This is a genomic window from Halorientalis salina (genome assembly GCF_005049285.1).
Taxonomy (GTDB): Archaea; Halobacteriota; Halobacteria; order Halobacteriales; family Haloarculaceae; genus Halorientalis; species Halorientalis salina.
Map to the genome: position 1 here is coordinate 128,901 of NZ_SOSC01000003.1, position 13,487 is coordinate 142,387.

The window sequence follows — 13,487 nt, forward strand, 5'->3', positions numbered from 1 at the left end:
TAGAGTCTAGAACGAGCAGCCCGTCTGGTCGCAGGTCCGCATCTGCGTCTCCTCTGGGTTCTGGGGAACGTTGATGACCTCGAAGAAGTTCTGCCCGTCCACGTCGGACGGGTCCCGACCCTGCACGGTCATGGTCGAGATGCTCGCGCGGTGGTCGCAGGCCCGGAACTTCTCACCGACGCCCCACAGTTGCGGGAACAGCTCGCGGTCTTCCATCTGGTCCCTGATGTCCGCGGTTTCCGTGCCGCCGGCGGCGTCGATCGCCTTGAGCGTCGTGCGGACGCCCGCGTACATGCTCGCGGAGAACCCGAGCGGGCGTTCGCCGTACTCGCTCTGGAAGGCCTCGGAGAACGCCTGTGCGCCCTCCGCTTCGTGTTGCCAGTACCACGGCGCGCTCGCGTAGAAGTTGTCCCTGCTCAGGATGTCCGAACCGATCTGTTCGGCCTCGATGATACCCGTCGCCGGCCAGACGCAGACGAAGTCGTCGAAGAGGTCGTACTCGTCGGCCTGACGGGCGCTCTGGACGTGGTTCGACGCGAACAGGTTGAAGCTGATGATGTCGGCCCCGGAGCTGCGCGCGTCGGTGATCGCCTGCGAGTAGTCCGTCGCCCCGAACTCGACGAAGCTGTTGCCGAGGTACTCCACGTCGTCGTAGGACGACACGATCTGGTTCTCGTTCCACGCCTGGATCGACTGGCCCCAGGAGTAGTCGGCCGAGATCTCGTAGACGCTCTCGCCGAGCCCCTCGTCGAGGGCGTACTTGAGTCCACCGCTGGTCTGTTGAACCGCACTGTTCCCGGCGTTGAAGACGTTCGACCGGCAGTCGCTCCCGGTGATGGCGTTACTGCCGCCCACGCACGTGTAGATGACGTCCTCGCGCTGTGCCAGCTCGCCGATCGCCAGCGCGACGCTGCTGGAGAAGTTCCCCGCGAGGAAGTCCGCGTTCTCCTGACGGAGCAGTTCGCGGGCGACCTGGGTCGCCTCCTGCGTGTCGGTCTTGGTGTCGCGGAACGCCACCTCGACTTCGGTGTCGCTTACGTCCCCGTCCTCGTTGGCGTGCTTGACTGCCAGTTCGACGCCCTTCACCTGGTTTTTCCCGATGTTCCCGTACGGACCGCTCTCCGGAATCGTCGCACCGATCATGATGCTCTCCGAGCCACTGCCGCTGTCGCCGGTCAGACACCCGGCCAGTGCGACTGCGGACCCTGCTGAGGCGTATTTGAGGTACTGACGCCTGGACGTACCCGAGTTATTGGCATCTTTTGGCATACGTAGCCGAGTTAACCGAGCGGTTACTTATATATTGTGGAAGTATTAGGAATTATTACATTAATATGTCGGTGAGAGGTCACTACGTCGGCCAGTGAGGACGATCGTGTTACCGGCCCCCAAAGGTCTTTGCGGCTGTGTTACGAGTTTTACCTATGGAGTACACGACGTTCGGACCGACGGGAACCACGGTCAGCCGACTGTGTCTGGGCTGTATGAGTTTCGGATCGACGGACTGGCGGGAGTGGGTCCTCGAAGACGAAGCAGCGACCGAGATCATCGAGGAGGCGATCGATCTGGGGATCAACTTCTTCGACACCGCCAACATGTACTCGACGGGTGAGTCCGAGCGCATTCTCGGGAACGCCCTGGAGGGCCGCCGCGAGGAGAGCGTCGTTGCGACGAAGGTGTACTTCCAGATGCGCGAGGACGACCCGAACTCGGGCGGGCTCTCGCGGAAGACCATCGAGCAGGAACTCGACGCCAGCCTCGAGCGACTCGGCATGGACACCGTCGACCTCTACCAGATCCATCGCTGGGACGAGAACACGCCCATCGAGGAGACGGTCCGGACACTCGACGACGCCGTCCGCCGCGGGAAGACCCGCTACGTCGGCGCGAGTTCGATGTGGGGGTATCAGTTCGGGACCGCCCTACGTACGAGCGACGTGCACGGACTCAGCCGGTTCGTCTCGATGCAGCCACACTACAACCTCTGTTACCGCGAACAGGAGCGGGAGTTACTGCCACTCTGTGAACAGGAGAACGTCGCCGTGATGCCGTGGTCGCCGCTGGCCCGTGGGTACCTGACTCGCCCTCACGAGGAGTGGAAGGCGAGCGACCGTCCCGACGCCGACCCCTGGGTCCTCGACAACCCCTATCACGTCGGCGGCGGACGCGAGATCAACGAGCGAGTGCAGCAGGTCGCAGCCGACGAGGGGGCCAGCATGGCACAGATCGCGCTGGCCTGGCTGCTCCACAAGGACGTCGTCACCACCCCCATCATCGGCACGACGAGCGTCGAACACCTCCGGGAGGCCGTCGAGGCGCTCGACATCTCGCTGTCCGATAGCGATCTGGACTACCTCGAAGAGCCGTACGAACCGGTCGAACCCGCCCGCTGGTAACGGCGCGGCCTACTGGTCGGCGTGGCGGTCGAAGACGGCCTGGCGTTCGATCTTCCCGGTGCCGCTTTTCGGGAGCGAGTCGACGAACGTGACTTCTTTCGGGTGTTTGAACCGCGCGAGACGGTCGCCGAGGAACTCGTCGAGTTCCTCGTCTCCGATCGGTTCGCCGTCCGTCGTCGCGATCACGGCCTTGACGATCTCGCCCCACTTCTCGTCGTCGACGCCGATGACGACGACCTCGTCGACCCGGTCGTGGGAGTACAGCGCTTCCTCGACCTCGGAAGGGTAGACGTTCTCCCCGCCGGTGATGATCATGTTGTCCATGCGGCCGTGGATGTGATAGAAGCCGTCCTCGTCGACCTCGGCGATGTCGCCGGTGTGGAACCAGCCGTCCTCGTCGAAGTCCTCGGCGGTCTTCTCGGGGAGTTCCAGGTAGCCGTCGGCGACGGTCGGCCCGCGGTGGAGGAGTTCCCCCGCCTCGCCCGGCGGGCACTCCTCGCCGCCCTCGTCGACGACCTTCGCGTCGACGTGCGTGAACGTCTTCCCGTTGCACTTGGGCGGTTTGTCCATGGCGTCCTCGGGGCGGAGGAACAGCGACCCGTCGGTCGTCTCGGTCAGGCCGTAGGCCGCGACACAGGGAACGTCGATCGCCGCGAAGGCCTCCTTGAGTTCGGTCGGGACCGGTTCGCCGCCACCGACGACCAGTTCCAGAGCGTCCAGGTCGTACTCCTGCCAGCCCTCGACGGAAATCATCGAGTTGAGCATCGTCGGGACGGCGAAGGTCTTGGTCACGTCGTAGTCGGCCATGATCTCCCAGGTCTCGGCGGGTTCGAACTCCTGCTGGAGGATCACCGTCCCGCCCGCGTGGAGCAGGGGGAGCGTGAAGATGTTGAGCCCGCCGACGTGGAAGATCGGGGCCGAGGTCACGGTCACGTCGTCGCTGTCGAGTTCGGTGTCGACGACGTAGCTCACCGACGAGAAAAACAGGTTCTTGTGAGAGATGGGGACGCCCTTGGGCCGCCCGGTCGAGCCGCTGGTGTACAACAGCACGGCCGGGTCCTCGAACACGTCGGCCACCTCGACCTCGCCGGGGTCGCGGTCGTAGAACGAGTCCCAGTCGTCGGCCGTCACTCGCTCCTCGCCGTCAGCGTCTCCGATGCGGACCGCCGGCACCCCGTCGAGGGGCAGTGCTGCGGCCGTCTCCTCGAAGACGCCCTCGTAGACGAACAGTTCGGGGTCGGCGTCGTCGTTCAGGTATTCGAGTTCGGCGGGCGACAGCCGGTAGTTGAACGGCACGACGACGGCACCGAGTTTACACGTCGCGAAAAACAGCTCGAAGAACTCCGCGGAGTTGCGGAAGAGCCCACTGATACGGTCGCCCTCGCCGACGCCGCGGGCCCGGAGCTCTGCGGCGATACTGTTCGAGCGCCGTTCGAGCTCGGCGTAGGTGTGTTCCTCGCGCGTGGTCTGTTCGACGATGGCCACGTCGTCGGGGTGGTAGTACGACTTCTTTCGGACGATGTAACCGAAGTTCGCTTGTCGCATATCAAACCCCTCCGTGTGTCCGACGCTTAGTGATTTTGTATATTTTTTGTCACGACTGGTCGCGCAACGCTGCCAGGCGGTAGTTCGACTCGTAGGCGTGGGGGAACTCGGCGAGGAACACGAACAGGCCGTCGAAGTCGCGTGGGTGATAGAGGTACTCGGTGAACTCGCCGGCCGCGATCTCGCCGACGGGATCGACGCCGTCGGCCGCCAGGTCCGCACGGGCCGCGTCGAGGTCGGCGACCTGAAGCGCCAGCGCGTACAGGCCGGTGCCGTGTTCGTCGACGAACTGCCCCACCGCGTCGTCGCCGTCGGCCGAGTCCGACGAGACGATATCGATGCCGACCCCGCTGTCGTCGATGACGCTCTGGAGGTCGTGACTCCCGGCCGAGGTCTCGGTCGTCAGCGAGAGTAACTCGCCGAACCCGATGTCGAGGCGGTCCGAGAGCGTCCCGGACGTGCGGTCGAGGTCGTCGGTGGCGATCACGATTCTGTCGATGCCGACTACGTGCATGGCGTCGAAGCTATCGGCGGGCGGGGTCTTGAAACTCACCGCCGACGCTACTGTTTTGGTCCTCCGGTTTGGATAGTTGGACGAGCAATGGTACAGGCAGTCAGGATGCCGATGATGGGTAACACGATGGAAACCGGCCTCCTCGTCGAGTGGCACGTCGACGAAGGGGACGAAGTAACGGACGGGACGGTCCTCGGGGAGGTCGAGTCCGAGAAGGCGTCCGCGGAGGTCACCGCCGATCAGGACGGGACGCTCGCGCGAGTCGACGTCGACGCCGGGGAGTCGGTGCCGCCGGGAACGGTCCTCGGGGTCGTACTCGGCCCCGACGAGAGCCTCGCGGACGCGCCCGAGCCCCGCAGTCGCGTCGACGACGAAGACGACGCGGGCGACTCGGAAGCGACACCCGAGGAGACAGGGGCCGAGGAGTCCGCGGCCGAGGAGACCGCGGGCGAGAGCGACGACGGCGAACGGGCGGCCCCGGGCGCGCGCAAACTCGCACGGGAACACGACGTCGATCTCGCAGCGATCGACGGCAACGGCCCCGAGGGAGCGGTCCTCCGGAGCGACGTGGAGGCGGTCCTCGATGCGCAGGAGGCCGACGGTGACGCGGTGGCGACGGGTTCGTCCGGACACGACTTCTCGAGTCCGAGCACGCGGCGATTGGCGCGGGAACTCGGCGTCTCCCTCGACGAGGTCGAGGGCCAGGGGATCGGTGGGCGCATCACCGAGTCCGACGTTCGCGCCGCCGCCGGGCAGGCCGAGCGACCGGCAACCACGGAGTCGGCGGCGTCGAGCGGTACCACCACGACCGTCGACCACTCGGGCGTCACGATCACGGAGGAAGAACCACTCTCGGGGATGCGCGGGACGATCGCCGACCGGATGTCCCAGTCAGCACGGCAGGCGCCCCACGTCACGCTCAACCGCGAGATCGACGTCGAACGGGCGTTCGAGACGGCCGAGGAACTGTCGAACCAGCGGGACGCGAGTATCGGGTTCACCGACCTCCTGGTCGGGGCGTCTGTCCGCGCGCTCGCGGCGTATCCCGTGTTCAACGCCTGGTTCGAGGACGAGACGATCAGATACGTCGCCGAGCGCAACGTCGCGGTGGCCGTGGACACGGACAGGGGCCTGCTGACCCCGGTGATCCGGTCGGCGGGGGAGCGGTCGCTGGCCGGGATCGCCGCCGAGCGGCGACGGCTCACCGAGGTCGTCCTCGACGGCCAACACACGATGGACGACCTCCAGGGCGGGACCTTCACCATCACCAACCTCGGGATGTTCGGCGTCGATTCGTTCGATCCGATCATCAACCCGCCGCAGGTCGCCATCCTGGGGGTCGGTCGGGTCCGCGAGGACGGCGACGGGCGCACCTGTACGCTCTCGCTGTCCTTCGATCACCGTGTGGTTGACGGTGCGGACGCCGCCCGGTTCCTGGATACCCTCACCGAGGGCGTCGAGTCGCCGTCGCTGGTCGTCGCGGACCGCTCGGGCGCTCGGACGGGGACCGGTGGCGAAACACATGACGAATCCGCCACGGGCGACGCCGACATCGCGACGGTCGTCACGCGCGACGTCGCGGCGCAGGCGGACGAGATCGCCGCGAGTCACGACTGGCCGGTCCCCGATTTCGAGGTGGCCCTCGACGGCGGTCGGCCGTCGATCGCGATCGGGTCGCCCAACGGCGCGACGCCGGCGACGACGAAACGGCTCCTCTACGCCGCGTGCCGGGAGTCGGCGTACGCGGACACGATAAGCGGCCTCAGGGACCCGGAGATCGTGGGGGTCTGAGGGCGACCGGTCGCGACGTGCAGGTAGCCTAACAAAAACACTAAGACATGTGACCGGAATATTCCAGTGATGGATTTCGCTCTCTCCCAGGAGCAGCAGATGATGCAACGGTTGACGAAAGATATCTGTTCGGACTACCCGCTCGACTACTGGCGGGAGAAAGACGAGGCCGAGGAGTTCCCACACGAGATCTGGGACGACCTGACGGAGGCCGGGTTCACGGGACTGACCGTGCCCCAGGAGTACGGTGGCGAGGGACTCGGCATGGAAGAGGTCGCCGCGGTGGGGTTGGCTCTCGGACGGAACGGCGGGGGCGTCAGTGGCCCGAACCTGCTCACGCTCGGCCCGGTGTTCGGCGGCATCTCGCTCAACGAACACGCCAACGAGGACCAGAAGGAACGCTGGCTCCCCGAGATCGCCGACGGGGCCATCGTGTCGCTCGGGCTCACGGAACCGGACGCCGGCCTCGACACGGCCGGCATCAAGACGACCGCCGAGAAGGACGGCGACGAGTACGTGCTCAACGGGACGAAGGTCTGGACGACGGGGGCACACGTCTCCGATTACATCGTCACCCTCGCGCGGACGTCGCCGATGGATGAGGATTCCCGCCACGGCGGCATCTCGCTTTTCGTCGTGCCCTCCGACGCCGACGGCATCACCGTCAACAAGATCGACAAGCTCAGCATGCGCTGTCTGGGCTCCTGCGAGGTCGTCCTCGACGACGTGCGCGTCTCCGAGGCGAACCTGCTGGGCGAGGAGGACAAGGGGTTCTACCACGTCCTCGGGACGCTCAACACCGAGCGGATCATCTGGGCGGCGATCCCGCTGGCGGCCGGCGAGCTGGCGCTGGACCTGGCGGTCGACTACGCGAAGGAACGCGAGGCCTTCGAGCGTCCGATCGGGAAAAACCAGGGCGTCCAGTTCCCGCTGGCCGAGTCGAAGATGGAACTGGAGACGGCAAAGCTCATGATCTACAACGCCGCCTCGCTGTACGACAAGGGCGAGGACTGCTCGATGGAGGCCAACGCCGCGAAGTTCATGGGTGCCCGCGCCGGGTTCAACGCCTGTGACCAGGCGATCCAGACCCACGGCGGCATGGGCTTTGCCGACGAGTACCACGTCGAGCGTCTCTTCCGCGACGTTCGCCTCGCACGCGTCGCGCCGGTCAGCGACGAACTGGTCAAGTCGTTCGTCAGCACGAGCGTCCTCGATCTCCCGCGGTCGTACTGAAGGATTGCCGGTCGGACAGGGTCCCGACGGACCCGACAAGAGGCGTCACAGATCAGATACCACGGATTTCGGTTTCTTCGACCCACATCCTTGCGCTCCGACGACGACGTTCCCAGTCGGGGACTAGCAGGAAAGTATAATCGTGAGGGTCCGAAAGGAGAGAGCATGCGTGCAGCAGCCTTTACGGCCCTTGGTGGCCCGTCGGGAGTCGAAGCGATCGACGTCGAAGCGCCGACTGCGGACGCCGACCAGGCGATCGTCGACGTCGCAGGCGCATCGGTGAACAGACACGACCTCCTCTACCTCGAAGGCGACTTCAGATTAAAGGAGGAGCACCTCCCGTTCGTCTCCGGCGTCGACGTGGCGGGCACGGTTCGGGAGACCGGCGACGGCGTCGACGACCTCCAGCCGGGCGACCCGGTCGTGTTGAATCCCATGCTGACCTGCGGGTCGTGTCGGTTCTGCCGGGACGGGCCGGAGAACCTCTGTCGGGAGTACAGCCTCTTCCACGGCGGCTTCGCCGAGCAGGCGGTCGTGGACGCCGACCGACTCGTCCCCGTCTCCGAGGACGTGGATCTGGTGGCAGCGGCCGCCCTGCCGGTCGCGTACATGACCGCCTGGCACATGCTCCGGCGCGCCGAGGTCGACGCCGGCGATACCGTGCTGATTCCCGGCGCGACAGGGGGCGTCGGCGTCGCGGCCACGCAACTGGCGGACGCGATGGGAGTCCGGTCGATCTGTACCTCCTCGTCGGAAGCGAAACTCGACCGACTGCCGGCGTTCGGTGCCGACCAATTGATCCAGGCGACGGACGTGACGGAACTGGGCGAGCAACTGGCCGACGTCGAGCCCGTCGACGCCGTCATCAATCACCTGAGCGGAGAGTTCACGGACGCGTGCCTGTCCGCGCTCGGCCGGGGCGGCCGGATGGTCATCTGCGGTCGGACGGCCGGGCAGTTCTCCGAGATCGACACGCAGGAGCTGTTCCTCGAACACAAGCGGGTGATCGGGAGCACGATGGGGACCCAGGCCGACCTCGAACGCGTCGTCGACTTCTACGAGGACGGAGCCGTCGAGCCGCCCGTTCACGAGACGTATGGGCTCGACCGCGCCGGGCAGGCGTTCGCCGACATGCGAGACCGGACCGTCGTCGGGAACCTCGTCATCACGCCCTGAGCTGTAGCTCACTGAAGCGAGGGAAACGTACCGTCCGTGGCTGTCGAGGCGGGACGACGTGTCGCTACTTGTTGTCAGACGAGAGGGTTACGGTCCCGGACCCGTCGACCGTCACGATATATCCCTCGTACGTGAATCGAATTCCGAGGGTCGTGTCCGGCGTGGATGATTCCACGACGGCGTCCAGCGCGTCTGGATCGATCGTCTCTTGTAGTGGTGACAGATTCAGCACGTCTCGGCCCGTCTCTGCCGCGACCTGCCTGACGATTTTCGTCGACACGGGGTCGTCCGGCGGCTCGTCGTTCCCTCTCGGGCTACGATTAGGTAGCATCCGTACGTGATTCTCAGTTCGGACTTGTAAGAATGTTACTACCACGTACACACCGCTACTGTGCATCTGACGGGACTGGGAGATCGCATCGCGGTTCCGGGTCCGCTATCCGCAGGGTGGACAACTATTATGAGCGGACACCGCGAAGAGTCGAGGGATGTCAGCAGAGTACCAGACAGTTGCAGTCGAGCGAGACGGATCTATCGGGACAGTTCGCGTGGCGCGGCCGGACGCGATGAACGCGGTCAACACGCAGGTGTTGATCGAACTCGCCGACGCGATCGACGCCCTCTCCGAGGAGGTTCAAACGGTCGTCCTCACCGGCGAGGGCGACGACGCCTTCATCGGTGGTGGCGACATCAAGGAGTTCCAGGACCGGTCGGGGATCTGGTTCCGCAGCGAGTTCCGGGAGGCGATGGGCGACCTCGAAGACGCGATCGAGGGCAGTCACGTGCCCGTCGTCGCGGCGGTCAACGGGGTCGCACTCGGTGGCGGCACCGAGATCGCGCTCATGTGTGACCTCATCGTCGCAACGGAAAGCGCCAGGTTCGGCCTCCCGGAGATCGGACTGGGAATCATCCCGGGCGCGGGCGGCACACAGCGTCTCGCCCACCTCGTGGGCTATCTGAAGGCCAAAGAGCTGATTCTGACCGGCAAACACATCTCGGCGAGCGAGGCCGCCGACATCGGCCTCGCCAACGAAGTTGTCGACGACGAGGAGTTCGAGGCGCGCATCGACGACCTGGCCGCGGAGCTCGCGGACGGCCCGCCGGTCGCGCAGTGGTTCGCCAAGAAGTCCATCAACGAGACCAGGGCGCAACTGGACTCCGGACTGGAACTGGAGGCGGCCCTGGCCGGACTGCTCTTCGAGACCGAGGACAAAGAGGAGGGTCTGGCGGCGTTCGTCGAGAAACGCGATCCATCCTTCGGCGAGTAGCATGGCAGTCGCCTGACACCGGTACATAGTTTTTTGTGGCCCCCATCGTCATATCAGTCCATGCCAGACGAGGTAGCAGCGCACGCGGAACAGTTGGCCGACCAACTCCAGGAGATGATCCTGATACGGGAGTTCGAGACCCGGGTGAGTTCACTGTTCGAGGACAACGAACTGCCGGGGTTCGTCCACCTCTGTCTCGGGCAGGAGGCGGTGGCAACCGGTGCCTGCTGGGCCATCGACGACGACGATTACATCACGAGCACGCACCGCGGGCACGGCCACTCCATCGCCAAGGGACTCGAACCGGACCGGATGATGGCCGAACTGTTCGGCAAGGAGACCGGGTACTGCGGCGGGAAAAGCGGGAGTATGCACATCGCCGACGTCGACCAGGGGATGCTCGGTGCAAACGGGATCGTCGGTGCCGGCCCGTCGCTGGCGGCCGGGGCGGGGCTGTCCATCGAGCAGTCCGACGAGGACCGCGTCTGTCTGTCGTTTTTCGGCGAGGGCTCGATGGCCGAGGGCGTCGTCCACGAGTCGATGAACCTCGCGGGCGTCCAGGACCTCCCCGTGGTGTTCGTCTGCGAGAACAACCAGTACGGGGAGATGACGCCCGCGGAAGACCAGCACAACGTCGACGGGTTCGAGGCTCGCGGCGAGGTCTACGACATGCCCGCCGAGACCGTCGACGGCATGTCGGTCCAGGACGTGTACGAGGCGACGGCCGAGGCGGTCGAGCGCGCTCGGGACGGCGGCGGCCCCTCGCTGCTCATCTGTGAGACGTACCGGTATCACGGCCACTACGAGGGCGATCCGACGACCTATCGAACCGACGAAGAAGTCGAACAGTGGCGGGAGCGAGATCCGATCGACACCCTCGAAGCGTCGCTCGTCGAGGGCGGCCATATAGACGAGGACGAGATCGAGGAGATGCGCGCGGCGGCGCGCGACCGCATCGACGAGGCGGTCCAGTTCGCCAGGGACAGCGACTATCCCGACGAGGAAGCGGCCTTCGAGGGCGTCTACACGGAGGAGATCTGACGATGCCGGAGAAATCGATGCGACACGCGATCAACGACGCACTGTCGGAAGAACTCGCCCGCGACGACTCGGCGTACCTCATCGGCGAGGACATCGGGAAGGCGGGTGGCAGTTTCGCCGTCACCAGGGGACTCCACGACGAGTTCGGCGGCGACCGGGTCATCGACACCCCGATCAGCGAGGCGGCGATCGTCGGGAGCAGCGCCGGTGCGGGGCTGACCGGCTCCCGTCCCATCGCGGAGATCATGTACGCCGACTTCATGGGACTGGCAGCCGACCAGGTGATGAACCAGGCCGGCCTCTTCAAGTACATGTTCGGCGGCGACGTGACCGTTCCCCTGACGATCCGGACCGTCAACGGCGGCCCCGGGTCGAACGCCGCCGCCCAGCACTCGAAGAGCCTGCACGGCCTGTTCATGCACATGCCCGGCGTCCGGGTCGTGCTCGCGAACACCGCGTACGACGCCAAAGGCCTGCTCAAAAGCGCCATCCGGAGCGACGACCCGGTGGTCTTTTTCGAGCACATGGAGCTGTACAACCGCGAGGGAGAGGTCCCCGAGAAGTCCTACACGCTGCCCCTCGGTGAAGCGGCGGTCGAACGCGAGGGTGCGGACGTGACGGTCGTCGCCACCCAGAAGATGCTCCACTACGCGCTCGACGTGGCGTCGTCGGTGGCCGACGACATCAGCGTCGAGGTCATCAACCCGCGGACGCTGAAACCGCTGGACGTCGAGACGCTCGTCGAGAGCGCGAAAAAGACCGGTCGCGTCGTCGTCGCCGACGAGTCCGTCATCCAGAACGGGCCGGCGTCCTACATTGCCAGACGCATCGAGGAAGAGGCGTTCTATCACCTCGAAGCGCCGGTCGAGGTCGTCGGCGTCGACGACACGCCGATCCCGTTCTCGCCGCCGCTGACCGAGGCCGTCGTCCCCGACGCATCGGACATCGAAACCGCGATCCGAGGAATGCCCCGACTATGAGCCTGGAAGACCGAATCACGCGACTGGAGCACCGAGAGGCGATCACCGAACTGCGCGCGGCGTACTGCTACTGCATCGACTCCCGAGACTGGGACGGCTACGCGGCGCTTTTCACCGAGGACGCACACCTCGATTTCGGTCCCATCGGCACCTTCGACGGACGGGACGCGGTCCGAGACTTTGCCGAGAACGTCGTCGGGGAGGAACACCCGTTCCTGGCGCACATGGTCCACAACCCGATCATCGACATCGAGGGAACGACGGCCACCGGGAACTGGTACTTCGAGGTCCCCTGTACGTTCGCGAACGGCTCGGCGGGATGGATCCAGGGCGTCTACGACGACGAGTACGAACTGGTCGACGGCGAGTGGCTGTTCGCCGAGGTCGTCGCCGATTTCAACTACTTCGCCGAGTACGACGAGGGCTGGGCCGAAATCGTCGGTGACGATCAGTCGTAGTTCATCAACACTTCGACGATGTTGCCCGAGCGCATGAGCAACTCCGGAAACTCCTCGCGGAACCGTTCGTCGTCGATGCGGTTCGTCGGCCCGTAAATCGCCAGCGACCCCCGGATACGTTCCTTGCGGTCGATCACCGGGGCGGCGATCGATCGCATGCCCGTCAGTCGCTCCTCGTCGTCGAGCGCGTAGTTGTGTTCGCGGATCCACTCCAGTTCGTCGGCCAGTTCGTCGCGGTCGGTGATCGTGTTCTCGGTCCGCTCGACCAGCCCGTGCTTGTCGATGATGTCGGACACCCTGTCGTCGTCGAGGTACGCGAGTATCGCCTTCCCCGGTGCCGCAGTGTGCATGTGCATCACGATCCCGTTGTAGATGTTGACCGGGATGGCTTCCGTCCCTTCCTCGGTGGCGATGATCACTGCTTTCCCGTGTTCCTCGACCGTGAGGCTGGCGTGTTCGCCCGTTTCGGCCGCCAGCCGTTCGAGTTCGTCGCTCGCAGCCTGGTATATCTCCGTGTTACGACGGTTGATGTCCCCCATCCGGAGGAAGTCCGAACTGATGTGGTATTTCTCGCCTCGCTGCACCAGATACCCGAGTTCGTACAGGGTCACCACATGATCGTACACCGTGCTCTTCGGCCGATCCATCGCGGCAGTCAGCTCAGAGACCCCCGCTCCATCCCGATCCGCGATCGTCTCGATGATCTCGAAGGACGTCCGCAGGGAGTTGATGGGTAGGTCACGTGACATACGTGAACATGAATCTCCAGGAACGAAAAGTTTCCGGCATCACCGGACACACCCTCGAAGTTCCGGAGATACCGCCAGAGGACGAAAGTAAACAGAGATTCGAAGAATATCCGTTTATTTCTGCAAACATCGTTAGCAGGACACAGTCTCGGTACATGTTGACACACACCATCTAAAGAGCAGCCATCCGGCAGTACCAAACGCAGACCGATACGGCACTGGAAGCCTATATCGGCCAGTTTCGGCGTTTACCCGGGTTCTCGTCAGAATGCACTGGGAAAAGTACATATCATATCTCAGTATAATATTCCATTATCTACCCAAAAATTGCATCTC

Annotated in this window: 13 protein-coding genes; 8 read left to right on the forward strand and 5 right to left on the reverse strand. The window is 64.9% G+C overall.

Features of this window, described 5'->3' with window-relative positions:
- Positions 1 to 6 precede the first annotated feature (6 nt).
- Positions 7 to 1,269: an ABC transporter substrate-binding protein gene (locus E2481_RS07715; protein WP_136716563.1), complete on the reverse strand. Its 1,263-nt coding sequence runs from the start codon at positions 1,267 to 1,269 to the stop codon at positions 7 to 9.
- 155 nt (positions 1,270 to 1,424) lie between these two features.
- Between E2481_RS07715 and E2481_RS07720 the strand changes: the two genes are divergently transcribed.
- The gene (locus E2481_RS07720; RefSeq protein WP_136716564.1) at positions 1,425 to 2,396 is read left to right on the forward strand and encodes an aldo/keto reductase; all 972 of its coding nucleotides are present in this window, start codon (positions 1,425 to 1,427) and stop codon (positions 2,394 to 2,396) included.
- A gap of 9 nt (positions 2,397 to 2,405) precedes the next feature.
- On the opposite strand, the gene E2481_RS07725 is transcribed toward E2481_RS07720, so the two are convergent.
- Together E2481_RS07725 and E2481_RS07730 are read right to left on the reverse strand one after the other, a co-directional pair.
- A complete protein-coding gene (locus E2481_RS07725; protein ID WP_136716565.1) occupies positions 2,406 to 3,941 on the reverse strand; it encodes an acyl-CoA synthetase in 1,536 nt (511 codons plus the stop codon).
- Positions 3,942 to 3,990: 49 nt separating this feature from the next.
- Positions 3,991 to 4,455, reverse strand: a complete 465-nt coding sequence (locus E2481_RS07730; RefSeq protein ID WP_256867887.1) for a VOC family protein — start codon at positions 4,453 to 4,455, stop codon at positions 3,991 to 3,993.
- Positions 4,456 to 4,542: 87 nt separating this feature from the next.
- On the opposite strand from E2481_RS07730, the gene E2481_RS07735 reads away from it, so the two are divergent.
- The 3 genes from E2481_RS07735 (at position 4,543) to E2481_RS07745 (ending at position 8,655) form a co-directional block, all read left to right on the forward strand.
- On the forward strand, positions 4,543 to 6,246 hold the full coding sequence (locus tag E2481_RS07735) for a 2-oxo acid dehydrogenase subunit E2 (protein WP_136716567.1): 1,704 nt from the start codon (positions 4,543 to 4,545) through the stop codon (positions 6,244 to 6,246).
- A 69-nt stretch (positions 6,247 to 6,315) separates the two neighbouring features.
- A complete protein-coding gene (locus E2481_RS07740; RefSeq protein ID WP_136716568.1) occupies positions 6,316 to 7,479 on the forward strand; it encodes an acyl-CoA dehydrogenase family protein in 1,164 nt (387 codons plus the stop codon).
- A gap of 165 nt (positions 7,480 to 7,644) precedes the next feature.
- Complete coding sequence (locus tag E2481_RS07745; protein ID WP_136716569.1) at positions 7,645 to 8,655, forward strand: alcohol dehydrogenase catalytic domain-containing protein; 1,011 nt, start codon at positions 7,645 to 7,647, stop codon at positions 8,653 to 8,655.
- Between the two features lie 64 nt (positions 8,656 to 8,719).
- On the opposite strand, the gene E2481_RS07750 is transcribed toward E2481_RS07745, so the two are convergent.
- Positions 8,720 to 8,986 carry a HalOD1 output domain-containing protein gene (locus tag E2481_RS07750; protein WP_169302398.1) on the reverse strand — a complete coding sequence of 89 codons (267 nt, stop codon included), beginning with the start codon at positions 8,984 to 8,986 and terminating at the stop codon, positions 8,720 to 8,722.
- Positions 8,987 to 9,143: 157 nt separating this feature from the next.
- On the opposite strand from E2481_RS07750, the gene E2481_RS07755 reads away from it, so the two are divergent.
- From E2481_RS07755 to E2481_RS07770, 4 genes are read left to right on the forward strand one after another with little or no spacing between them, the layout of a single operon-like run.
- Positions 9,144 to 9,923, forward strand: a complete 780-nt coding sequence (locus tag E2481_RS07755; RefSeq protein WP_136716570.1) for an enoyl-CoA hydratase/isomerase family protein — start codon at positions 9,144 to 9,146, stop codon at positions 9,921 to 9,923.
- Positions 9,924 to 9,983: 60 nt separating this feature from the next.
- Positions 9,984 to 10,964, forward strand: coding sequence for a thiamine pyrophosphate-dependent dehydrogenase E1 component subunit alpha (locus tag E2481_RS07760; protein ID WP_136716571.1), 981 nt, complete (start codon positions 9,984 to 9,986; stop codon positions 10,962 to 10,964).
- A gap of 2 nt (positions 10,965 to 10,966) precedes the next feature.
- On the forward strand, positions 10,967 to 11,944 hold the full coding sequence (locus E2481_RS07765; protein WP_136716572.1) for an alpha-ketoacid dehydrogenase subunit beta: 978 nt from the start codon (positions 10,967 to 10,969) through the stop codon (positions 11,942 to 11,944).
- Positions 11,941 to 12,402: a nuclear transport factor 2 family protein gene (locus tag E2481_RS07770; protein WP_136716573.1), complete on the forward strand. Its 462-nt coding sequence runs from the start codon at positions 11,941 to 11,943 to the stop codon at positions 12,400 to 12,402. Before E2481_RS07765 ends, E2481_RS07770 begins: the two co-directional genes overlap by 4 nt.
- Here E2481_RS07770 and E2481_RS07775 read toward each other — a convergent pair.
- Positions 12,393 to 13,151 carry an IclR family transcriptional regulator gene (locus tag E2481_RS07775; RefSeq protein WP_136716574.1) on the reverse strand — a complete coding sequence of 253 codons (759 nt, stop codon included), beginning with the start codon at positions 13,149 to 13,151 and terminating at the stop codon, positions 12,393 to 12,395. The two genes, E2481_RS07770 and E2481_RS07775, sit on opposite strands and share 10 nt — an antisense overlap.
- Positions 13,152 to 13,487 lie beyond the last annotated feature (336 nt).